The organism is Inquilinus sp. Marseille-Q2685 (assembly GCF_916619195.1).
Classification (GTDB): domain Bacteria; phylum Pseudomonadota; class Alphaproteobacteria; order DSM-16000; family Inquilinaceae; genus Inquilinus.
The window spans coordinates 1,822,407-1,842,870 of the sequence record NZ_CAKAKL010000002.1; the positions used below are offsets into that span (position 1 = coordinate 1,822,407).

20 protein-coding genes are annotated in these 20,464 nt (G+C 70.7%); 15 read left to right on the forward strand and 5 right to left on the reverse strand.

Annotated features, from left to right (window positions below; genetic code table 11):
• The first annotated feature begins 246 nt into the window (after positions 1-246).
• The 6 genes from LG391_RS17645 to LG391_RS17670 all read left to right on the forward strand — a co-directional run bounded on the left by LG391_RS17645 (position 247) and on the right by LG391_RS17670 (position 5,864).
• A complete protein-coding gene (locus LG391_RS17645) occupies positions 247-2,190 on the forward strand; it encodes a glycoside hydrolase family 15 protein (RefSeq protein ID WP_225769310.1) in 1,944 nt (647 codons plus the stop codon).
• Positions 2,191-2,242: 52 nt separating this feature from the next.
• On the forward strand, positions 2,243-3,523 hold the full coding sequence (locus tag LG391_RS17650) for a glutamate-5-semialdehyde dehydrogenase (protein ID WP_225769311.1): 1,281 nt from the start codon (positions 2,243-2,245) through the stop codon (positions 3,521-3,523).
• A 241-nt stretch (positions 3,524-3,764) separates the two neighbouring features.
• Positions 3,765-4,430: a nicotinate-nucleotide adenylyltransferase gene (locus LG391_RS17655; RefSeq protein ID WP_225769312.1), complete on the forward strand. Its 666-nt coding sequence runs from the start codon at positions 3,765-3,767 to the stop codon at positions 4,428-4,430.
• Positions 4,411-4,860, forward strand: a complete 450-nt coding sequence (rsfS, locus tag LG391_RS17660) for a ribosome silencing factor (RefSeq protein ID WP_374200748.1) — start codon at positions 4,411-4,413, stop codon at positions 4,858-4,860. Before LG391_RS17655 ends, rsfS begins: the two co-directional genes overlap by 20 nt.
• A gap of 19 nt (positions 4,861-4,879) precedes the next feature.
• A complete protein-coding gene (gene rlmH / locus LG391_RS17665; RefSeq protein ID WP_225769313.1) occupies positions 4,880-5,338 on the forward strand; it encodes a 23S rRNA (pseudouridine(1915)-N(3))-methyltransferase RlmH in 459 nt (152 codons plus the stop codon).
• A 109-nt stretch (positions 5,339-5,447) separates the two neighbouring features.
• Positions 5,448-5,864: a DUF2306 domain-containing protein gene (locus tag LG391_RS17670; RefSeq protein WP_225769314.1), complete on the forward strand. Its 417-nt coding sequence runs from the start codon at positions 5,448-5,450 to the stop codon at positions 5,862-5,864.
• A 5-nt stretch (positions 5,865-5,869) separates the two neighbouring features.
• On the opposite strand, the gene LG391_RS17675 is transcribed toward LG391_RS17670, so the two are convergent.
• Genes LG391_RS17675 through LG391_RS17685 form a run of 3 tightly spaced genes read right to left on the reverse strand, consistent with a single transcriptional unit; the run spans position 5,870 to position 7,205 of the window.
• On the reverse strand, positions 5,870-6,346 hold the full coding sequence (locus tag LG391_RS17675; RefSeq protein ID WP_225769315.1) for a hypothetical protein: 477 nt from the start codon (positions 6,344-6,346) through the stop codon (positions 5,870-5,872).
• 21 nt (positions 6,347-6,367) lie between these two features.
• Positions 6,368-6,796: a hypothetical protein gene (locus LG391_RS17680; RefSeq protein WP_225769316.1), complete on the reverse strand. Its 429-nt coding sequence runs from the start codon at positions 6,794-6,796 to the stop codon at positions 6,368-6,370.
• A gap of 1 nt (position 6,797) precedes the next feature.
• Positions 6,798-7,205 carry a hypothetical protein gene (locus tag LG391_RS17685; protein ID WP_225769317.1) on the reverse strand — a complete coding sequence of 136 codons (408 nt, stop codon included), beginning with the start codon at positions 7,203-7,205 and terminating at the stop codon, positions 6,798-6,800.
• A 69-nt stretch (positions 7,206-7,274) separates the two neighbouring features.
• Between LG391_RS17685 and gpmI the strand changes: the two genes are divergently transcribed.
• The 4 genes from gpmI to LG391_RS17705 all read left to right on the forward strand — a co-directional run bounded on the left by gpmI (position 7,275) and on the right by LG391_RS17705 (position 11,311).
• Complete coding sequence (gpmI, locus tag LG391_RS17690; RefSeq protein ID WP_225769318.1) at positions 7,275-8,822, forward strand: 2,3-bisphosphoglycerate-independent phosphoglycerate mutase; 1,548 nt, start codon at positions 7,275-7,277, stop codon at positions 8,820-8,822.
• 189 nt (positions 8,823-9,011) lie between these two features.
• Positions 9,012-10,442, forward strand: a complete 1,431-nt coding sequence (locus LG391_RS17695; RefSeq protein WP_225769319.1) for a S41 family peptidase — start codon at positions 9,012-9,014, stop codon at positions 10,440-10,442.
• A 15-nt stretch (positions 10,443-10,457) separates the two neighbouring features.
• A complete protein-coding gene (locus LG391_RS17700; RefSeq protein ID WP_225769320.1) occupies positions 10,458-10,940 on the forward strand; it encodes an RNA pyrophosphohydrolase in 483 nt (160 codons plus the stop codon).
• Positions 10,937-11,311: a VOC family protein gene (locus LG391_RS17705; RefSeq protein WP_225769321.1), complete on the forward strand. Its 375-nt coding sequence runs from the start codon at positions 10,937-10,939 to the stop codon at positions 11,309-11,311. The genes LG391_RS17700 and LG391_RS17705 overlap by 4 nt, the downstream gene beginning before the upstream one ends.
• Positions 11,312-11,323: 12 nt before the next feature.
• On the opposite strand, the gene LG391_RS17710 is transcribed toward LG391_RS17705, so the two are convergent.
• A complete protein-coding gene (locus LG391_RS17710; protein WP_225769322.1) occupies positions 11,324-13,543 on the reverse strand; it encodes a primosomal protein N' in 2,220 nt (739 codons plus the stop codon).
• A gap of 79 nt (positions 13,544-13,622) precedes the next feature.
• Between LG391_RS17710 and fsa the strand changes: the two genes are divergently transcribed.
• The 3 genes from fsa (at position 13,623) to LG391_RS17725 (ending at position 16,153) form a co-directional block, all read left to right on the forward strand.
• Entirely contained in the window at positions 13,623-14,324 is a 702-nt protein-coding gene (gene fsa, locus LG391_RS17715) for a fructose-6-phosphate aldolase (RefSeq protein ID WP_225769323.1), read from the forward strand.
• A 10-nt stretch (positions 14,325-14,334) separates the two neighbouring features.
• Positions 14,335-15,048 carry a DUF484 family protein gene (locus LG391_RS17720; protein ID WP_225769324.1) on the forward strand — a complete coding sequence of 238 codons (714 nt, stop codon included), beginning with the start codon at positions 14,335-14,337 and terminating at the stop codon, positions 15,046-15,048.
• A gap of 163 nt (positions 15,049-15,211) precedes the next feature.
• On the forward strand, positions 15,212-16,153 hold the full coding sequence (locus LG391_RS17725; protein ID WP_225769325.1) for a tyrosine recombinase XerC: 942 nt from the start codon (positions 15,212-15,214) through the stop codon (positions 16,151-16,153).
• Positions 16,154-16,330: 177 nt separating this feature from the next.
• On the opposite strand, the gene glyA is transcribed toward LG391_RS17725, so the two are convergent.
• The gene (gene glyA / locus LG391_RS17730) at positions 16,331-17,689 is read right to left on the reverse strand and encodes a serine hydroxymethyltransferase (protein ID WP_225769326.1); all 1,359 of its coding nucleotides are present in this window, start codon (positions 17,687-17,689) and stop codon (positions 16,331-16,333) included.
• Between the two features lie 114 nt (positions 17,690-17,803).
• Between glyA and LG391_RS17735 the strand changes: the two genes are divergently transcribed.
• Together LG391_RS17735 and LG391_RS17740 are read left to right on the forward strand one after the other, a co-directional pair.
• Complete coding sequence (locus LG391_RS17735) at positions 17,804-18,295, forward strand: Lrp/AsnC family transcriptional regulator (RefSeq protein WP_225769327.1); 492 nt, start codon at positions 17,804-17,806, stop codon at positions 18,293-18,295.
• 1,380 nt (positions 18,296-19,675) lie between these two features.
• On the forward strand, positions 19,676-20,434 hold the full coding sequence (locus LG391_RS17740; RefSeq protein WP_225769328.1) for a hypothetical protein: 759 nt from the start codon (positions 19,676-19,678) through the stop codon (positions 20,432-20,434).
• Positions 20,435-20,464 lie beyond the last annotated feature (30 nt).

The following is a 20,464-nucleotide window of genomic DNA, read 5'->3' on the forward strand; positions in this document are numbered from 1 at the left end:
CAGAAGATTGGGGCCTGTTCCTGAGAAGACAACATCAAAGAATGCAATAACCGAGGAGCCGCCGCGCGTCCGATGCAAGGATCGGCCAGCGCATTATTCGACATCGCGGTCGGGACCGCTATGGTGATCGGATCGATCGCAGACGACGGAATGCGCGGCGTTCCGTCGCGGCGTAAGCTGTCAGCGCAGCGGAACAAACCGGCGCTTCCCACCTTCCCCGGCATGACGACGAGAGCGGAGATCGACATGGCGTCACTGACAGGGCATCCGGACGCAGTCCCCACCCCGGCCGCCGACGGCGCCGAGGGGCGCGCCACCGGCAAGCAGCCGCGGGTGCGCACCGAGGGGCGCTTCACGGGCCCGGCCGGGCGGATCGAGGACTACGCCATCATCGGCAACTGCCGGACCGCGGCCCTGGTCGGGCGCGACGGGTCGATCGACTGGCTGTGCCTGCCGCGCTTCGATTCCGAAGCCTGCTTCGCCCGGCTGCTGGGCGATGTCGAGAACGGCCATTGGCAGATCGCGCCGGACGACCATCTCACCGCCCGGACGCGGCGCCGCTACCGCGGCAACACGCTGGTGCTGGAGACGGTGTTCGAGACCGACACCGGCACGGTCGCGGTGATCGACTTCATGCCCCTGCCGCACCGCGAGGACGAGATCTCGATCATCCGGCTGGTCGAGGGCCGCGAGGGATCCGTGCCGATGCGGCTGGAGGCGGCGTTCCGCTTCGACTACGGCCGCATCGTGCCCTGGGTGCGGCACCGGCCGGACGGCATCGTCGCCATCGCCGGGCCCGACGCCCTGCGCTTCCGGTCGCCGATCGCGCTGCACGGCGAATCGATGAAGACGGTCGGCGACTTCACGGTCGAGGCCGGCGACCGCCTGCCCTTCATCCTGACCTGGTACCCGTCGCATCTGCCGGAGCCGGGGGTGATCGACCCGTTCCGGTCGCTGATCGACACCGAGACCTGGTGGCAGGGCTGGGCGCACAACTGCACCTATGACGGCCCGTATCGCGACGCGGTGCTGCGCTCCGCACTCACCCTCAAGGCGCTGACCTATGCGCCGACCGGCGGCATCGTCGCCGCCGCCACCACCTCGCTGCCCGAGGAGCTGGGCGGCGAGCGCAACTGGGACTACCGCTACTGCTGGATCCGGGACGCGACGCTGACCCTCTACGCCCTGCTGGGCGCCGGCTTCACCGAGGAGGCGGCGGCCTGGCGCGACTGGCTGCGCCGGGCCGCGGCCGGGCGGCCGGAGCAGCTGCAGATCATGTACGGGCTGGGCGGCGAGCGCCGGCTGACCGAGCTGGAGATCCCCTGGCTCTCCGGCTACGAGGGCAGCAAGCCGGTCCGCGTCGGCAACGGCGCCCACGCCCAGCTGCAGCTCGACGTCTATGGCGAGCTCCTGGACGCCATCCACGTCGCCCGCAAGAAGCGCCTGACCCACCCGCACGACGCCTGGCGGGTGCAGCGGGTGCTGCTCGGCTATCTCGAGAAGATCTGGCACAAGCCGGACGAGGGGCTGTGGGAGATCCGCGGGCCCCGGCGGCACTTCGTGCACAGCAAGGTGATGGCCTGGGTCGCCTTCGACCGGTCGATCAAGGCGGTCGAGCAGTTCGGGCTGGAGGGGCCGGTCCGGGCCTGGCGGGCGCTGCGCGACCGCATCCATGCCGAGGTCTGCGCCCAGGGCTTCTCCGCGCACCGCAACGCCTTCGTCCAGTCCTACGGCTCCGAGATGCTGGACGCGGCGCTGCTGCAGATCCCGATGGTGGGGTTCCTGCCGCCGGACGACCCGCGGGTGATCGGCACGGTCGAGGCGATCGAGCGCGAGCTGACGGTCGACGGGCTGGTCCGGCGCTATGAGACGGAGTCGGGGGTCGACGGCCTGGCCGGCGAGGAGGGCACCTTCCTGGTCTGCAGCTTCTGGCTGGCCGACGCGCTGGCCATGATCGGCGCCGCCGACCGGGCCACCGCCCTCTACGAGCGGCTGGTCGGCCTGGCCAACGACGTCGGGCTGCTGGCCGAGGAGTACGACCCGATCGCGGGACGCCAGCTCGGCAACTTCCCGCAGGCCTTCAGCCATATCGGCGTGATCAACACGGCGCTGAACCTGGCGGAGTTCCGCGGGCCGGCCGAGGACCGCAGCCATAACGGACATGGCGCCGTTGCGGCCGAAGCGCAGTGAAACCGGCGGAAACCTGCGCTAGGCTGGCGGATCGACCCTGGAAGCCTGTGCAATGACTGCCCTCGACACCGAGACCGAGACCACCGCCGAGCTGATGCGCCGCCTGGGCGCCGCCGCGCGCAGCGCCGCTGCCGCGCTGGCCCTGGCGCCGCGACCGCAGAAGGACGCGGCGCTGACGGCGGCGGCGACGGCGGTCCGCGACGACCGGGCGCTGATCCTGGCGGCCAATGCCGAGGACATCGCGGAAGCCAGGCGGAACGGCGTCGCCGGCTCCTTCCTCGACCGGCTGGCGCTGGACGACAAGCGGATCGAGGCGATCGCCCAGGGGCTGGAGGCCGTGGCCGCCCTGCCCGATCCGATCGGCGCGGTGCTGGCCGACTGGACCCGGCCGAACGGGCTGCGCATCCAGCGGATGCGGGTGCCGCTGGGCGTCGTCGGCGTGATCTTCGAGAGCCGGCCCAACGTCACCGCCGACGCCGCCGCGCTGTGCCTGAAATCCGGCAACGCCTGCATCCTGCGCTGCGGGTCGGAGAGCTTCCGCAGCTCCACCGCCATCGCCGCCGCGGTCGGGCACGGGCTGAAGAAGGCCGGGCTGCCGCGCAGCGCCGTGCAGCTGGTGCCGACCCGCGACCGCGCCGCGGTAGGCGAGCTCCTGGGACTGACCGAATTCGTCGACGTGGTGATCCCGCGCGGCGGCAAGTCGCTGACCGCCCGCGTGGCGGCGGACAGCCGGATCCCGGTGCTGTGGCACCTGGACGGCATCTGCCACACCTATGTGCACGAGGCGGCCGATCCGGAGATGGCGCGGCGCGTGGTGTACAACGCCAAGATGCGGCGCACCGGCGTCTGCGGCGCCACCGAGACGCTGCTGATCGATCGCAGCGTCGCCGGGTCGATGCTGCGGCCGATCCTGGACGACCTGATCGAGGCCGGCTGCGAGATCCGCGGCGACACGGTGGTGCAGGCGATCGACCCGCGGGTGCTGGCCGCGTCCGACGACGACTGGGACACCGAATATCTCGACGCCATCCTGTCGGTGAAGACGGTGGACGGGCTGGACGCCGCGGTCGAGCACATCAACCTGCACGGCAGCCACCACACCGACAGCATCGTCACCGCCGACGAGGCCGCGACCGAGGCGTTCCTGGCCCGGGTCGACAGCGCCATCGTGCTGGTCAACGCTTCGACCCAGTTCGCCGATGGCGGCGAGTTCGGCATGGGCGCCGAGATCGGCATCGCCACCGGCCGGCTGCACGCCCGCGGCCCGGTCGGCACCGAGCAGTTGACGAGCTACAAGTACCTCGTCCGCGGCACCGGCCAGACCCGGCCCTGACCGCCGGCGGGATCCCCCTCGATTGCATCAACCAGCGATGCCCCTTCCATCCACTCTCCCCCTCCCCTTGCGGGAGGGGGGGAGGGGTATGCCGTCGCGCGAGCTGGCGGGCGCTCGCCTTCGGACATTCGCAGATTTCGAGCCATCCCTTTGGCCGTCGACAGCCCCCCCCCTACCCCTCCCGCGGGGGGAGGGGGAGGATGGAAGATGGAGCGGCTCATCGAGCGGGCACGGCGCAGCCATGCTGACCCCGCCCAATCCCCGGCACGGCCGGATCTGGGACGGCTGCCGCGTCGGGCTGCTCGGCGGGTCGTTCAACCCGGCCCATGCCGGGCACCGGCACATCAGCCTGGAGGCGATGAAGCGGCTGGGCCTGGACGCGGTGTGGTGGCTGGTGTCGCCGCAGAACCCGCTGAAGCCGGCCGCCGGCATGGCGCCTTTCACCGAGCGGATCGACTCCGCCCGCCGCGCCGCCCGCCACCCGCGGATCGTCGTCACCGGGATCGAGGCCGGGCTCGGCACCCGCTACACCGCCGACACGCTGAAGGCGCTGACCGCCCGTTTTCCGCGGACCGAGTTCGTCTGGCTGATGGGCGCCGACAACCTGGCGCAGATCCGCCACTGGCAGCGCTGGACGAAAATCTTCGAGACCGTGCCGGTTGCCGTCTACGACCGTCCTACCTATTCTCTAAGAGCGTTGTCGGGATTGGCGGCGCAGCGGTTCGCGCGGGCGCGGATCGACCAGGATCACACCCGGGCGCTGGCCGGAACGGCCCCACCGGCCTGGGTGTTCTTCCTGGCGAAGCGTCACCCGGCCTCGGCCACGGCGCTGAGGGCCGCGCGGCAGCTTCGCCCCGACCCTGGCGACGCCGCGGCGCATCAGCGCCGTGCCGCCGCACAACCATGAGGTGAACGCCATACGACCGAACACCGAGACGCCCCGGGCCGAAGCCGGGCGTCTGCCGCCGGGCCTCGCCGCCAGCCTTGCCCGGCCCCTGCTCGAGACCGCCCTCACGTCGCTCGACGACGACAAGGCCGAAGATCTGGTCGTGATCGACCTGACCGGCCGGTCCTCCATCGCCGACAGCCTGATCATCGCCACCGGCCGCTCCTCGCGCCAGGTCGCCGCCATGGCCGACCATCTGCTGGAGAAGCTGAAGCCGCTGGCGCCGGGCCCGATCCAGGTCGAGGGCCAGGCGCGGGGCGACTGGGTGCTGATCGACGCCGGCGACGTGGTCGTCCATCTGTTCCGGCCCGAGGTGCGCGATTTCTACGCCCTCGAGAAGATGTGGGACGACGACGCCGAGCGGGTGACCCGCATCGCCGGCACGGCCTGAGCGGTCCGGACGGTCCTGAATGCGGCTGACCATCGCCGCGGTCGGCCGCGCCCGCCCGGGGCCGTTGCGCGACCTGTTCGACGACTATGCCGGCCGGTCCGCCTGGCCGCTGACGTTGCGCGAGGTCGAGGCCCGCAAGGGCCTGTCCGGCGCCGCGCTGAAGCGCGAGGAAGCCGCGCTGCTGCTGGCCGCGGTGCCGGCCGGGGCCGCGGTGGTGGCGCTGGACGAGCGCGGCCGCGACCTCGACAGCGCCGCCTTCGCCCGCCTGCTCGGCCGCTGGCGCGACGAGGGCCGGGCCGAGGCGGCCTTCCTGATCGGCGGCGCCGACGGCCATGACGACGCGGTGCGCGACCGGGCCGAGCTGCTGCTGTCCTTCGGCCGTCTCACCTGGCCGCACATGCTGGCCCGGGCGATGCTGGCCGAGCAGATCTACCGCGCCCAGACCATCCTGAGCGGGCATCCGTACCACCGGGCTTGAGCTGGAGGCCCATCCCTTCTGCTGTCATTGCCGGGCTTGACCCGGCAATCCAGAAGATGTCGACAGTCTCTGGATGCCCGGGTCAAGCCCGGGCATGACAAGAGGGGGAATGGTCGTGTCTCTTGCGCCGCTGCTGGATGCCCCGCTTGTCATCCAGCTGCATGTCGCCGCGGTCTGCATCGCCGTCATCCTGGCGCCGCTCCAGCTGATCCTGCCGAAGGGGACGCCGCGCCACCGCGCCATGGGCCGGGTCTGGGTCGCGGCGCTCGTCATCGGTTGCGTCAGCGCCCTCTGCATCCTGGACCGCCCCGTCCCGCCGCATCTCGGGCCAGTCAGTTGGCTTCACCTGCTCGCCGTGCTCACCCTGGCCAGCCTGTGGCAGGCGGTGGCCGCCGCCCGGCGGCACGATGTCGAGCGCCACCGCAGGATCATGCGGAACATCGCCTGCTTTGCCCTCGGGATCCCGTTGATCGTCGCCTTCGCCGTCCCCGGGCGCATCATGTTCCGGGTTCTGTTCGGGCCCTGAGACCGTCAGCCCAGCGCCGCGAAGTTGCGATAGGCGCCGATCAGCTCCTCGACGGGGCCGGAGCGGCAGCCGCGCTGTCGGGCCAAGCTGGCGGCGTCGCGCTCATTCGCCGCGCGCCGGCTGCCGAGCTCCTGCCACACCGCGCCCTCGTTGCCCGGGGCGCCCGAGGAACTGGCGAGCTGGCCCGCCGCATCGGATTCCGCCTGCGACAGCACGGCCGCGAAGCGCTGCTCCTGCGGCGGGTCGAGCCGCCCCCGGCAGGACCGGGCGGCGGATTCGGCCCGGACCATGGCGTCGTAGCGCTGCAGCGCGTCGCCGGCAGTGCCCGCCTGCTGCGGCACCCGCCCCGGCCCGGAATAGCTGGAATAGCCGGGGTAGCTCGAAGGGCCAGGATAGCCGGGATCGATATAGCCCTGCTCGTTGCAGCCCCCGAGGGCGAGAACCGCCACCACCGCGACCGATCCGAGGCGCGTGATGCGCATCGCTTCCTCCGTCATCGTCGTCTAGCCCTGACCGGCGGACAAACGCTCGGCCAGGGCGATCAGATCCATGATCTGCGGATCGGAGCAGCCGCGCTCTGCGACCGCATCGCGCACCGCCCGCTCCTGCAGCGTGCGGCGGGAGGCGATATCGCCCAGCACCTCAGGATCGGTCAGCTGCGTGCCTTCCCGCTGCGCCAGCGCCGCTTCCGCCTGGTGCTGGGCTTCGAGCATGGCGTCGGCCAGCCGGGTCTCGCGCCCCTCCTCCAGCGGCGCGCCGCAGACATAGCGCGCGGCATTGGCCCGCAGCGCCGCCTGCCAGCGATCGACCGGGTCCTTCGCGTCATAGGCGGCGCCGACCACGGGGCCGGCGCAGCCGGCGAGCAGCGGGCCGGCCAGGAGCAGGACCGCCAGAGGCCAACGGCCGCCACCGGTTGCCATCCGGTCGAGCATGTCAGTTCGACGCCCGATCGGCGAGGCCGATCAGCTCCCTGATCTGCGGATCGCCGCAGCCGCGCTGCGCGACCACATCGCGCGCCGCCTTCTCCTCCTCGGCCCGGCGCCGGTCGATATCGGCCAGCACCCCCGCATCGCTCGTCGGCACATTCTGGCGCTTGGCCAGCGCCGTGAGGGCCAGAAGCCGGGCGTCACTCATGGCATAGGCGAAGTGGACCTGCCGTCCGGCATCGCGTGGAGCGGCACCGCAGGCATAGCGGACGATGTTGGCGCGTACCAGCTGCTGCCACTGCTGGACCGGATCGGCCGCGTCGGCCGCTGCGCCGGCCGGCGGCCAGCCGCACGCGGCCAGGAGCAGCGCCGCCGCCAGCCAGCGGTCGCGGATCCGTGCCGTTCTATCGCCCATACCGGTGCCCCCCTTGCGTTGGCCGCAACAACCGATACATGAAGGGCGGATTCCGAGAAAGGACATGCGATGAGCGCAGCAGCCACGACCCCACCCCGTCCCGTCGTCCTCTGCGTCCTCGACGGCTGGGGCTGGCGCGAGGAGGAGGCGGACAACGCCGTGCGCCTGGCCGACACGCCGAATTTCGACCGGCTGTGGGCCGAGGAACCGCACGCCTTCCTGCAGGCCAGCGAGGAGGCCGTCGGCCTGCCGCACGGCCAGATCGGCAATTCCGAGGTCGGGCACATGAATCTCGGCGCCGGCCGGGTGGTGTTCCAGGACCTGCAGATGATCTTCAACGCCATCGCCGACGGTTCGCTGGCCAAGGCCAAGGCGCTGCGCAAGCACATCGACGCCCTGAAGGCCTCGGGCGGCACCTGCCACCTGATGGGGCTGCTGTCGCCCGGCGGCGTTCACGCGCATCAGGACCAGATCGCGGCGCTGGCGAAGATCGTCGCCGAGGCCGGCGTGCCGGTCGCGGTCCATGCCTATACCGACGGGCGCGACACCCCGCCCCGTGCCGGCGCCGACTATCTCCGCCGCTTCCTGAAGGACATCGACGGGCTGCCGAACGCCCGCGTCGCCACGGTCGACGGCCGCTACTACGCCATGGACCGCGACAAGCGGTGGGAGCGCGTGGAGAAGGCCTATCGCGCCGTCGCCGAAGCCAAGGGCGAGGCGGCGCCGGACCCGGTCGCTGCGGTCGAGGCCGCCTATCGCGCCGACACCGGCGACGAGTTCATCCTGCCCAGCGTGATCGGCGGCTATGCCGGCATGAAGGACGGCGACGGCGTGCTGTGCGCCAACTTCCGGGCCGACCGGGTGCGCGAGATCCTGCAGGCGCTGCTGGACCCGGCCTTCGACGGCTTCGCCCGCACCCCGGTCCGCTTCGCCGACGCCTGCGGCATGGTCGAGTATTCCGACCTGCTGAACGGCCTGATGTCCGCGATCTTCCCGCCGAAGTCGATCGACAAGGGGCTGGGCGAGGTGGTGGCCGAGGCCGGCAAGACCCAGCTGCGCACCGCCGAGACCGAGAAGTACCCGCACGTCACCTTCTTCTTCAACGGCGGCGAGGAGCGGCAGTTTCCCGGCGAGGACCGGATCCTGGTCCCCTCCCCCAAGGTCGCCACCTACGACCTGCAGCCGGAGATGTCGGCGCCGGAGGTGTGCGAGAAGCTGGTGGCGGCGATCGACAGCGGCAAGTACGACCTTGTGGTGGTCAATTTCGCCAATCCGGACATGGTCGGCCACACCGGCATCCTGGAGGCGGCGATCAAGGCCTGCGCCACGGTCGATGCCTGCCTGGGCAAGGTCGAGGCCGCGGTCCGGCGCCAGGGCGGCGCCATGATCGTCACCGCCGACCACGGCAATGCCGAGCTGATGCGCGACCCGGAGACCGGCGGCCCGCACACCGCGCACACGCTGAACAAGGTGCCGGTGATCCTGGTCAACGCCCCGGAACCGCGCCGCCGCCTGCATGACGGCAAGCTGGCCGATGTGGCGCCGACCCTGCTGCAGCTGATGGGGCTGGCGCAGCCGGAGGAGATGACCGGGCGCAGCCTCATCGACGCCGCCTGAACGCCGCAACCGCGGCGTCACGGTGACGCGAAACCGCAAAGATGGACGTCAGGTAACTTGATCCCGCCGAAACCCGGCAGATATCATCGGGTGGCGTCCACCCTGGCCAGCCGCCCCTCCGGTTCCGGAGACGGCCGGTCGGCCGATTGACTCGAGCGCCTGGCGGCCCGGCCGTCAGCGAGGGCAAGCATGAAGAAGCACCTGAACGCCGTCGCCATCGGGGCCCTGATGGGCCTGGCCTTCGTCGGCGGGCATACCCTGACCTTCCAGGGCTGGGCGCAGGACAAGGCGCCCGACAAGGCCGCGACGAGCAGCGACTCCACCGACACCTACAAGCAGCTCGACCTGTTCGGCGAGGTGTTCGAGCGGGTGCGCGCGGAGTATGTCGAGCAGGTCAGCGACAAGCAGCTGATCGAGGCCGCGATCAACGGCATGCTGACCTCGCTGGACCCGCATTCCAACTTCCTGAACTCCGACGAGTTCCAGGACATGCAGTCCCAGACCCGGGGCAGCTTCGGCGGCCTCGGCATCGAGGTGACGATGGAGAACGGGGTGGTGAAGGTGGTGTCGCCGATCGACGACACCCCCGCCGCCCGGGCCGGGGTCCAGGCCGGCGACCTGATCATCGCCATCGACGGCAAGCCGATCGTCAACATGAGCCTCAACGAGGCGGTGGACAAGATGCGCGGCCCGGTGGGCAGCAACATCACCATCACCGTCCGCCGCGGCGAACAGGAGCCCTTCGACCTGACCCTGGCGCGCGCCACCATCCCGGTGGAATCGGTGCGCTGGCGGACCGAGGGCGACATCGGCTACATCCGCATCACCAGCTTCACCGAGCGCACCGAGGACGGGCTGAAGCGCGGCATCGCCGACATCAAGAAGAAGCTCGGCGACAAGCTGCAGGGCTATGTCCTCGACCTGCGCAACGACCCGGGCGGCCTCCTGGACCAGGCGATCGCCGTGTCCGACGCCTTCCTCGACAAGGGCGAGATCGTCTCGACCCGGTCGCGCAAGGCCGACCAGGCGCAGCGCTACAACGCCACCCCGGGCGATCTCGCCGACGGCCTGCCGCTGGTGGTGCTGATCAATGGCGGCTCCGCCTCGGCCTCCGAGATCGTGGCCGGCGCGCTGCAGGACCACCACCGCGCCGTGCTGATGGGGACGCAGAGCTTCGGCAAGGGCTCGGTCCAGACCATCATCCCGCTGCCGGGCCATGGCGCGATGCGGCTGACCACGGCGCGCTACTACACCCCGTCCGGCCGGTCGATCCAGCAGCTCGGCATCACCCCGGACATCGAGGTGCAGCAGGCCCGGATCGAGGAGATCGCGCAGATGCGCGGCTACCGTGAGGCCGATCTGAAGGGCGCGCTGAACAACGACAACAAGCAGAACGTGCCGGGCGAGGACGGCGCCGACCAGAAGGCCCCGGCGACCCCGCCGGCGGGCGGCTCCTCGTCGACCGACAAGCCGGCCACCCCGGGCCAGGACAAGGCGGTGTCGCCGCCCTCCGACGGCGCCGCCGACGCCAACAAGCCGGCGGATGTCGACTACCAGCTGTCGCGGGCGCTCGACCTGCTGCGCGGCCTGGCGCTGTTCCAGAAGGGGCAGGCGGGCTAGCCCCGCCGCCGCGCCATGCCCGAGACACGGAAGGACGGCCTGCCCTACCGGCCCTGCGTCGGGATCATGCTGCTCGACCGCGACGGCCGCGTCTTCGTGGCGCGCCGTCGCGACACGCCCGACGGCTGGCAGATGCCGCAGGGCGGCATCGACAAGGGCGAGACGGCGCGGCAGGCCGCCTTCCGCGAGCTGAAGGAGGAGATCGGCACCGACCGGGCCGAATTCCTGGCCGAGGCGCCGGAGACGGTGCGCTACGACCTGCCGGACCATCTGGTCGGCAAGGTCTGGGGCGGGCGCTACCGCGGCCAGGAGCAGCGCTGGGTGGCGCTGCGCTTCCTGGGCGAGGACCGCGACATCGACCTCGAGACCGAGCACCCCGAATTCGACGCCTGGCGCTGGTCGGCGCCGGACCGTGTGCTGGCCGAGATCGTCCCGTTCAAGCGCGACGTCTACGCCGCCGTGCTGTCGGCCTTCGCCCCGCTGCTGGGGCGTTCGTGACCATCCTCGCCCTGCACCATGTGAACCTGACCTTCCCGGCCGGGCTGGAGGCCGAGACGGTGCGCTTCTACGTCGAGACCCTGGGGCTGGAGCCGCTGCCGAAGCCGCAGGGCCGGCGCAGCCAGGGCGCCTGGCTGCGGGTCGGCATGGCCGAGATCCACCTGTCGCCGGATACGCCGGGCCGGGCCGAGCAGTTGGCGGCGGACCGCCATCTCTGCTTGACCGTGGCCGATCTGGACGTCACCGAGGCCCGGCTGCGCGCCGCCGGGGCGCCGATCGAGCACGACCCGCGGCCGCCGGTCGGCTACCGCCGCCTGTTCACCCGCGACCCGGCCGGCAACCGGCTGGAGCTGAGCGAACCGCCGCGGTGACACGGCCGGCCCTTAAAGGAAGCTGTACGGGTCGATATCCACCTGCACCCGCACCGTGCCCGGCACCTGCACTCGCGACACCCATTCCGCCACCAGCGGCTGCACCATGACCCGCCGGTCGGCCTTCAGCAGCAGGCGGCGGCGGTGGCGGCCGCGCAGCATGGCGAGCGGGGCGTCGGCCGGGCCCAGCACCATCAGCCCCTCGCCCTGCGGCGCGGCGCGGCCGAGATCCTGCGACACCCGGTCGACCGCGCCGCGGTCGGGGCCGGAGACGATCAGCGCCACCAGCTTGCCGTAGGGCGGCAGGCCGCGCGACCGCCGCGCCTCCGCCTCCGATGCCAGGAAGCCGTCACGGTCGTCGGCCACCAGGGTCTGCATCACCGGATGGTCGGGCATGAAGCTCTGCAGCAGCACCCGGCCCGGCTTCTCGCCCCGCCCGGCCCGGCCGCCGACCTGGTGCAGCAGCTGCCAGGTCCGCTCCGCCGCCCGCAGGTCGCCGCCGGCGAGGCCGAGATCGGCGTCGACCACCCCGACCAGCGTCAGGCCCGGGAAATGATGGCCCTTGGCCAGAATCTGGGTGCCGATCAGCAGGTTGACCGCGCCGCTGGCCAGGTCCGCGGTCAGGTCGGCGATCGCCTGCGGGCCGGAGAAGGTGTCCGACGCGACGATCTGCCAGCGCGCTTCCGGCAGGGTGGCGTCGACCTCCTCGGCAATCCGCTCCACTCCCGGGCCGCAGGCGGCGAAGCTGCCCTCGGCCTGGCAGGACGGGCAGGCCTTGGGCAGCGGCGCGCGGTGGCCGCAATGGTGGCATTCGAGACGCCCGGCCAGGCGGTGCTCGACCAGCCAGGCGGTGCAATGCGGGCATTCCAGGCGATGGCCGCAATGCCGGCACAGCGTCAGCGGCGCGTAGCCGCGGCGGTTCAGGAACAGCATCGCCTGCTCCCCCGCCTGCAGCGTCTCGACCACCGCCTCGCGCCGGGTCGGCGACAGGAAGCGGCCGCGCGGCGGCGGTTCGCGGCGCATGTCGATCGCGCCCCCCGCCGGCAGCCGCGCCGCCCCATGCCGGTCCGGCAGTTGCAGCGCGGCGTAGCGCCCGGCCTCGACATTGGCCAGGGTCTCCAGCGACGGCGTGGCCGAGACCAGCACCCCCGGGAAGCCGCCGAGATGGCCGCGCAGCACCGCCATGTCGCGGGCCTGGTAGACGACGCCGTCCTCCTGCTTGAAGGCGCTCTCATGCTCCTCGTCCACCACGATCAGGCCGAGATCGGGATAGGGCAGGAACAGGGCCGAGCGGGCGCCGACCACCACCCGCGCCTCGCCGAAGGCCACGGCCCGCCAGCTGCGCCGGCGCTGGGTCGAGCTCAGCTCGGAATGCCATTCGGTCGGCCGCACGCCGAAGCGGGCGGCGAAGCGGTCGAGCCAATGCGCCGACAGCGCGATCTCCGGCAGCAGCACGAGCACCTGGCGCCCGGCCGCCAGCGCCGCCGCCACCGCCTCGAAATACACCTCGGTCTTGCCGGAGCCGGTGACGCCGTCGAGCAGCGTGGTCGAATAGGTGCCGTCCGCGACGGCGTCGATCAGCCGGTCCGCCGCCTCGCGCTGGGTCTCGCCCAGCACCGCCCGCGGCCGGGCCAGGTCCGGCTGCGGCACCGGGTCGAAGCCGGGCAGCAGCACGGTCTCCAGCAGCCCGGCCTCGGCCATGCCCTTGATCACGCCGGCGCCGCAGCCGGCCTCGCGCGCCAGCTCGGCCGGCAGCCGCGGCGGCCCGTCCGCCAGCACGTCCAGCACCCGCCGCCGCGCGGCGCAGAGCTTCACGCCTTCGGGCGGCATGTCCGCCCGGCGATAGGCCGTGATCGGCTTCGGCGGCTCCAGCGCCCCGGTCGAGGACAGGGTCATGCGCAGCACCGCGCCGGGGGGCGACAGGGTGTAGCGGGCCACGCGGTCGACGAAGCTGCGCGCCACCTCCGGCAGCGGCGGCAGATCGAAGCGGTGCAGCACCGGCTTCAGCCGCGACCGGGCGACCTGGCCGGTGCCCGGCCCCCAGACCACGCCGATCCGCCTGAGGCGGCCGAGCGGCACCTCCACATAGCTGCCGGGCGCAAGATCCATGCCCTCCGGCACCGCGTAGTCGTAAGCTTCTGCCAATGGCAGCGGCAGCAGCACCCGGACCGTGGCGATCGCGCCACTCTCCTCCCCGACCGGCGTCGCTGCTGTGGCCTCGGACTCCGCCATGGGCTAGACTTGCTCCCGCGGGCCGACACCGGTGCCGCGCATCGGCCCGAAGCGACCGCTGGCCATTGGAACGAGGCCCATGAAGTTCTTCATCGATACCGCCGACTTCAACGAAATCCGTGACCTGGCCTCCACCGGCCTGGTCGATGGGGTGACCACCAACCCCTCCCTGATCGCCAAGTCCGGGGCCAAGTTCCTGGACCTGATCCCGCAGATCTGCGAGGTGGTGAAGGGGCCGGTCTCGGCCGAGGTCGCCGCGACCGATTTCGACACCATGCTGGCCGAAGGCCGCAAGCTCGCCAAGATCGCGAAGAACATCGCGGTCAAGGTGCCGCTGACGCCCGCCGGGCTCAAGGTCTGCCGCACCTTGTCCGACGCCGGCACCATGGTCAACGTCACGCTGTGCTTCTCGGCCGGCCAGGCGATCCTGGCCGCCAAGGCCGGCGCGACCTTCATCTCGCCCTTCGTCGGCCGGCTCGACGACGTCGGCGAGGACGGCATGAATCTCATCGCCGATATCGTCCAGATCTACCGCCAGTATCCGGACATCAAGACCCAGGTTCTGGTGGCGTCGATCCGCGGCCCGCGGCATGTGATCGAGGCCGCCAAGCTCGGCGCCCATGTCGGCACCCTGCCGCCGGCGGCGCTGCGCGCCCTGTTCAGCCACCCGCTGACCGACAAGGGCCTGTCCGCCTTCGTGGCCGACTGGCAGAAGACCGGCCAGAGCATCCTCGATGACAGCGAGCTCGCGGCCCTGAAGCAGCAGAAGTCGGCGGCGTGAGGGCGGCCCGTTGGCACAGGAAGTGAAGCGGCCGGACGCTCCCGCGATCACCGCGGCGGACGTCTCGGCCTGGCTGCTGGCCCATCCGGACTTCCTGGTCCAGCACCCGGATCTGCTAGCCCGGCTGGCCCTGCCGCCGCGCGACCGCGGCGAAGGGGTGATCGACCTGCAGGGCTATCAGGCCGAGAGGCTGCGCGGCCAGGTCGACCGGCTGAAGGAGCAGCAGCGCGCCTTCATCGGCGCCAGCCGCGCCAACCACAACACCCAGAACCGGGTGCATGCCGCGATCCTGTTCCTGCTCGACGCCGAGAGCTTCGAGCAGCTGATCCACACGGTGTCGACCGACCTCGCGGTGCTGCTCGACCTCGACGTGGTCACGCTGCTGGTCGAGGCGACGGAGGGCGAGGAATCGCCGCCGCACAGCGCCGAGGTCCGCATCCTCGGGCCGGGCGAGGTCGGCCGCCGCATGGGCGGGCAGGAGCTGATGCTCGAATCGGACATCGCCGGCGAGGAGGCGCTGTTCGGCGCCGGGGCCGGGCTGGTGCGCAGCCAGGCGCTGATCCGCCTGAACGTGTCGCCGGAGGTGCCGCCCTGCGTGCTGGCCCTCGGCAGCCGCGACCCGGAGATGTTCCATCCCGGCATGCGGACCGAGCTGGTCGGCTTCCTCGGCCGGGTGCTGGAGCGCTGCATCCGCTCCTGGCTGACCGGCCCCGGGCAGGATTAGGGGCGGTGGGCGCACCGCGTCCATTCGAGACCAGCACCGTGCTTCTTCTCACTGTCATGCCCGGGCTTGACCCGGGCATCCAGAAGGTCTCGAAGCTCTCTGGATTGCCGGGTCAAGCCCGGCAATGACAGAAGAGGAAGCTGCCACTTCCTTTCAGGACTCCATGGCCGGCTGGCCGGCGGCGGCGGATCTGCGCGACGCCGCCGGCCGCTGGCGGGTCTGGCTGGAGGACGAGAAGCGGGTGTCGCCGCACACGCTGCGTGCCTATCTCGGCGATGTCGGCCGCTTCGTCGGCTTCCTGGCCGAGCATCTGGGCCGGCCGCCCAGCCTGAACGACCTGTCGGCCGCCGCGCTCTCCGACCTGCGCGCCTACCAGTCGCGCCGGGCCGCCGGCGGGGCCGGCGCGGCCACCCGGGCGCGCGGCCTGTCCGGCCTGCGCAACTTCCTGACCCATCTCGACCGCGCCGGGGTGCTGCACAACGCGGCGATCGGCAGCTTGCGCAACCCCAAGCTGCCGAAGCGCCTGCCCCGCCCCCTGGCCGTGACCGACGCGCTGGCCGCGGTCGACACCGTGGAGACCCTGAGCAAGGAGGCGTGGATCGGGCTGCGCGACCGCGCCCTCCTCTTCCTGCTCTATGGCTGCGGCCTGCGCCTGGGCGAGGCGCTGGGGCTGACCCGGCGCGAGGCCCCGAAGGGAGACACGCTGGTGGTCACCGGCAAGGGCCGCAAGCAGCGCATGGTGCCGGTGCTGCCGGCGGTGCGCGAGGCGGTCGATGCCTATATCGCCGCCTGCCCCTTCCCGCTCGCGGCCGCGGGGCCGCTGTTCCTGGGCGCCCGCGGCGGCCCGCTGAACCCCGGCGTGGCCGAGCGGCAGATGCGCCAGCTGCGCGCCGTGCTGGGCCTGCCCGATTCGGCGACGCCGCATGCGCTCAGGCACAGCTTCGCCACCCATCTTCTGGCCGGCGGCGGCGACCTGCGCACGATCCAGGAGCTCCTGGGCCACGCCGCCCTGTCGACCACCCAGCGCTACACCGGGATCGACACCGAGCGGCTGATGACCGTCTACGCCGACGCCCACCCCCGGGCGCGGCGCAGCACCGGCTGACTCCTCCAATGCGGGAGCAGATTGCCTCTCCCGCCTGGCGGGAGAGGTCGGACGTCCGCAGGACGGCCGGGTGAGGGTTGGTCCCGGCCTCGCCCCCCCTCACCCGGAGCCGCTTCGCGTCTCCGACCTCTCCCGCAAGCGGGAGAGGCAAAACACCCGGCCTTGACCGATCCGGACCTAACCCGGAGGGAGCCCGTTCTCGAAGCAGTAGTACAGCGTCGGGAAGCTGTGCCGCAGCGCCACCGCGTCGGGCCGCACCGCTTCGGGCGGCTCGCCGCGCACCAGTACCCGGGCGATCAGCTCGGCGATCGCCTCCATCTCGCGCTCGCGCATGCCGAACCGGGTGACCTCGATGGTGCCGATGCGCAGCCCGCCGGGATAGTCCCAGTCCTCCTTGCGGTCGGCCGGCAGCAGGTTCTTGTTCACGATCAGGTTGGCGCGCTCCAGCGTCTGCGCCGCCGCCAGGCCGCGCCCGAAATTCCGGGCGTCGGCGATGGCCTGATGCGTGGTGGTGAAGCCCTTGCGCGCGCCCAGCATCGGCACGCCGCGCTCCTGCAGCGCCCGCGCCAGGGCCCGGGCGTTGGCGACGATCTGGGCCTGCAATTCGGCGCCGAAGGCGATCGCCTCCGCCGTCGCCAGGGCCAGCGCCGCCACCCGGTTGACCTGATGCGTCGCCGCCCAGACCGGGAAGACCGCCGTCGTCACCGCCTCGGTGATCGCCGGGTCGTCCCACAGGAGGATGCCGGATTGCGGCCCGGCGAAGGTCTTGCCGGCCGAGCCGGTGACGATGTCCGCGCCCTCCTTCAGCGGGTCCTGGAACTGGCCGCCGCCGATCAGCCCCAGCTGATGCGCCGCGTCGAAGAAGAAGCGGCCGCCCCACTCCGCGATCACCTCGCGCATCGCCGCCACCGGCTGCGGGAACAGCGTCATCGACAGGCCCAGCGCGACCAGCTTCGGCCGGGCCAGCGGCGCCGCCCGGCGGAACAGGTCGAGGTCGACCACCAGCTCCTCCGGGTCCATGGGCAAGTCGACGATGGTGCGGCCCATGGCGCCGGCCGGGCCGTCGTGCCGGTTCGAGGAATGGCCGCCGGTGGGCTGCGCCGCGGTCATCACCACGTCGCCCGGCGCGGTCAGCGCGGTGTAGACGACGGCGTTGCCGATCATCGAGGCGCACAGCCGGTGGTCGGCGTAGTTGCATCGGAAATGCCGCTTCAGCAGCTCGACGCACAGCGCCTCGACCTCGTCGATATGGCGGGTGCCGGCGAACCAGCGGTTGACCCGGCCGATATGGCCCTCCGCCGCGCGCGTGCCGATCTCGGCCGCCAGCAGCGCCCGCACGCCGGGGCTGGTCGGTGCCTCGGGGGCCAGCAGGTTGATGCAGTCCTCGCCGCGCCACTGCGCGTTGCGCCCGACCGCCGCCTTTACCGCCTCGCCCATCGCCGACGGGTCGGCACAGGCGTCGAGCACGGCGCGGGCCGCCGCCAGCGCCTCCCGGTCGTGCACCTCGATGCGGTTCGACAGATTGGTCGAGTCCATGGCTGCCTCCTGTTTGATGGAACGAGGCTATGACGAAATCATCGGCAACGGATTTCGATTTGCATGACCGGAATTTCCGTTGTGGAATGCCTCGACGCCGCTTTGAGGAAATCCATGAAAAGCCCGAACCGTCCGGCCCCGGTCGAGCTCGACGCCATCGACCGGCGCATCCTCGACGCGCTGCAGGAGGACAACCAGGTCACCAACCTGGCCCTGGCGGAGCGGGTCGGCCTGTCGCCGCCGGCCTGCCTGAAGCGGGTGCGCCGGCTGCGCCAGGAGCGGGTGGTGGTGCGCGACGTGGCGCTGGTCGACCCGGAGAAGGTCGGCCAGACCATTGTCGCCTTCGTCGGGGTCGAGCTGGACCGCCAGCGCGAGGACGTGCTGGCGGCCTTCGAGCGCAAGATCGCGGCCGAGCCCGAGGTGCAGCAATGCTATTTCGTGTCCGGCGAGATCGACTACCTGCTGGTCGTCACCTGCCGCGACATGGAGGCCTACAACCTGTTCTGCCGCCGCGTCCTGGCGAACGAGCACAACATCAAGCGCTTCCGCACCAGCTTCAACCTCTCGCGGGTGAAATACGAGACCAAGGTGCCGATCGGGGCGTGACGCGTCAGCCCGGCGCTGCTGGCGCCGAGCGCTACGGCCGCTTTTGGGCGACCTCGGTTCAGCCTGGCCGGCTGAGATGGGCGGAAAGCGGAAGCGACCACCAGATTACCTAAGTTGCCTAACTCCGTGGAGGAGGTCGAGTTAGGCTTCATGATGAAGGGTGAACAGATTTGCGATCCGCTCACCCTTCGATGTTAAATTGAAATAAATTACGGCGCTGAGCAGGTTGCAAATACTGTCAATCGCGTATCCCCCTTAGCTTCCCCAGCCACTCGCCAAATTGTATTGCTTGATGGATAGGACGCTTGAATGTAAATTCTCGGAAGAGGTAACTTACAAAGATTATTCCCGCACGTAATGCCGCCAACATCGATGCTGGCTGGACTGAAATCATATCCTCCACCAAGTACCGACATGCCGGCCGGACATTGTACGGTCTTCTCGACCCATTGTCCTGCCTTTACATCAACGGAGGAAGTGACGACCTGTGACGGGAGAGACCATGCAGGCGTTGCGCAAAAAGTAAGGACCGCCAACGAAGCGATGGCACATGAAATTGATCTCATTCTTTGCCCTCATCTATGAGTAGATATTTGGACGGGATGATATTCCCATCCTGCATATTTAAAGTAAAATAGATTCTGCGTTGTTTGAGTGCAGGCCACTCGTTTTAATCGAAAAGCGGCTTTCGATGATGGCGGAACAAGCGTTGGCAGCAATTCGTGTTTTAGCTCCCCCGGCGTCCGCAAAGGGTCGAATCGGGTCATGTCCGCTTCCCGGAGCCCGGTGCGATAATCGCCTTTCGGGTGCCCTCCGGTTGGCTTGGCCGACCGGGAAGGGCGGAAAGCAGTCACTATCGAGATGAGAAAGCGGATCGCCAGGACACCTCATCAAAGGCCCCCGCTTCCGCCTCAGATTTGCCTGCGTAGAGCCCAGACCATTTCGAGGGCACCCAGACGACTTGGCTGAGTTCAGGGGTGTCCGGCGCGGGGTCGTATAGCTTCCATTGGACGAACCGCCACAAGCCGTGATCACCTTGCTCTATGGTCAAGGCCGCTCGCCCATCTGGACTCTCGAACCGGCTGATCTCGATATACTTGGTCATTGCTCTGCAACGATAGCGGGTGACGGCTAGGGCCGGAAAGGGTCGAATCTGGCTATGTCCGCTCGCGGGAGCCCGGCGCGATGGCCGCATATCACCCTAAGCGGCCAAGCGGCAGGGCGGCGTCGTGCGTTCTCACATCCGCTTTCCGCTCAAAGGCGACGGTCGCCCCTGCCAAGGCGCGCCTGGCAATAACCGACTGGGCATCCGTGCCCACCATCGGCTGGTAACGCAATGTTCATTGCTTAACCGGTCGCGCCCAGTTCATGATATGTTCTATGGACAAGCCGCGCTCCGTCTCCCCGCAACCTGCCGCCGCACCGGGCCTCAACCAGGCCGATGCGGAGCAGGCCGCGCGCATGCTCGACCGGCTGGCCGAGATGGCAATGGAGCAGGCGGAGGCGATGCACCGGGCCACCATGGCCGCCGTCCAGGCCGACGACGCCGCCAGGGCCAAGGAGTATGGGCTGGCCTTCGACCGCGCCGGCCGTGCCGTCCGCCACATGCTGGCGCTCAAGCTCCACCTCGCCCGCAAGCGCCAGGAGATGGCGGAGAAGGCCGCCGCTCACGCCCGCGACAGCGCCGCGGCCAAGGAGACCCGCCGTTTCCGGGTGGCCCGCGCCGTCGCCTGCTCGGTCGCCGCCAACCGCGATCTCGACGCCGAGACCTGTGAGGCCCAGATCGCCGCGATGTGGCGGCGGCTGGTCGACGATCCGGGGATCGACGCCGACCTCTCCCTTTCCGGGCATGCGCTGGAGGAGATCGTCTTCCACCTCTGCCGCGACATGGGCATCCGCCCCGACCCGGCCTGGATCGACCCGGACTATTCCGGCGCCGACTGGTTCGGACGGCGGAGGAAGCCCAAGGACGGAGAGGACAAGCCCCCCGCCCCCTGGTGGCCGGAGGAAGGCCCGGACACCGCCCGCTACTGGCATCTCGACGAAAGCGACAAGGTCCCGGTCCAGGGCTGGTACGACATCGAGACCGGTGAACGCCTCGACCGCGCCCCCTGGCTGCTCAAGCCCGGCGGCGGCTGACCCACCGACCGCCCACGCCCGCCTGCCATT

What these genes read in the sequence shown, in the direction of transcription:
- LG391_RS17645 (WP_225769310.1), top strand. Translation starts at nt 247, where the DNA reads ATGGCGTCACTGACAGGGCATCCGGACGCAGTCCCCACCCCGGCCGCC.
- LG391_RS17650 (WP_225769311.1), top strand. Translation starts at nt 2,243, where the DNA reads ATGACTGCCCTCGACACCGAGACCGAGACCACCGCCGAGCTGATGCGC.
- LG391_RS17655 (WP_225769312.1), top strand. Translation starts at nt 3,765, where the DNA reads ATGCTGACCCCGCCCAATCCCCGGCACGGCCGGATCTGGGACGGCTGC.
- rlmH (WP_225769313.1), top strand. Translation starts at nt 4,880, where the DNA reads ATGCGGCTGACCATCGCCGCGGTCGGCCGCGCCCGCCCGGGGCCGTTG.
- LG391_RS17670 (WP_225769314.1), top strand. Translation starts at nt 5,448, where the DNA reads ATGGTCGTGTCTCTTGCGCCGCTGCTGGATGCCCCGCTTGTCATCCAG.
- LG391_RS17675 (WP_225769315.1), bottom strand. Translation starts at nt 6,346, where the DNA reads ATGCGCATCACGCGCCTCGGATCGGTCGCGGTGGTGGCGGTTCTCGCC.
- LG391_RS17680 (WP_225769316.1), bottom strand. Translation starts at nt 6,796, where the DNA reads ATGCTCGACCGGATGGCAACCGGTGGCGGCCGTTGGCCTCTGGCGGTC.
- LG391_RS17685 (WP_225769317.1), bottom strand. Translation starts at nt 7,205, where the DNA reads ATGGGCGATAGAACGGCACGGATCCGCGACCGCTGGCTGGCGGCGGCG.
- gpmI (WP_225769318.1), top strand. Translation starts at nt 7,275, where the DNA reads ATGAGCGCAGCAGCCACGACCCCACCCCGTCCCGTCGTCCTCTGCGTC.
- LG391_RS17695 (WP_225769319.1), top strand. Translation starts at nt 9,012, where the DNA reads ATGAAGAAGCACCTGAACGCCGTCGCCATCGGGGCCCTGATGGGCCTG.
- LG391_RS17700 (WP_225769320.1), top strand. Translation starts at nt 10,458, where the DNA reads ATGCCCGAGACACGGAAGGACGGCCTGCCCTACCGGCCCTGCGTCGGG.
- LG391_RS17710 (WP_225769322.1), bottom strand. Translation starts at nt 13,543, where the DNA reads ATGGCGGAGTCCGAGGCCACAGCAGCGACGCCGGTCGGGGAGGAGAGT.
- fsa (WP_225769323.1), top strand. Translation starts at nt 13,623, where the DNA reads ATGAAGTTCTTCATCGATACCGCCGACTTCAACGAAATCCGTGACCTG.
- LG391_RS17725 (WP_225769325.1), top strand. Translation starts at nt 15,212, where the DNA reads ATGGCCGGCTGGCCGGCGGCGGCGGATCTGCGCGACGCCGCCGGCCGC.
- glyA (WP_225769326.1), bottom strand. Translation starts at nt 17,689, where the DNA reads ATGGACTCGACCAATCTGTCGAACCGCATCGAGGTGCACGACCGGGAG.
- LG391_RS17735 (WP_225769327.1), top strand. Translation starts at nt 17,804, where the DNA reads ATGAAAAGCCCGAACCGTCCGGCCCCGGTCGAGCTCGACGCCATCGAC.
- LG391_RS17740 (WP_225769328.1), top strand. Translation starts at nt 19,676, where the DNA reads ATGGACAAGCCGCGCTCCGTCTCCCCGCAACCTGCCGCCGCACCGGGC.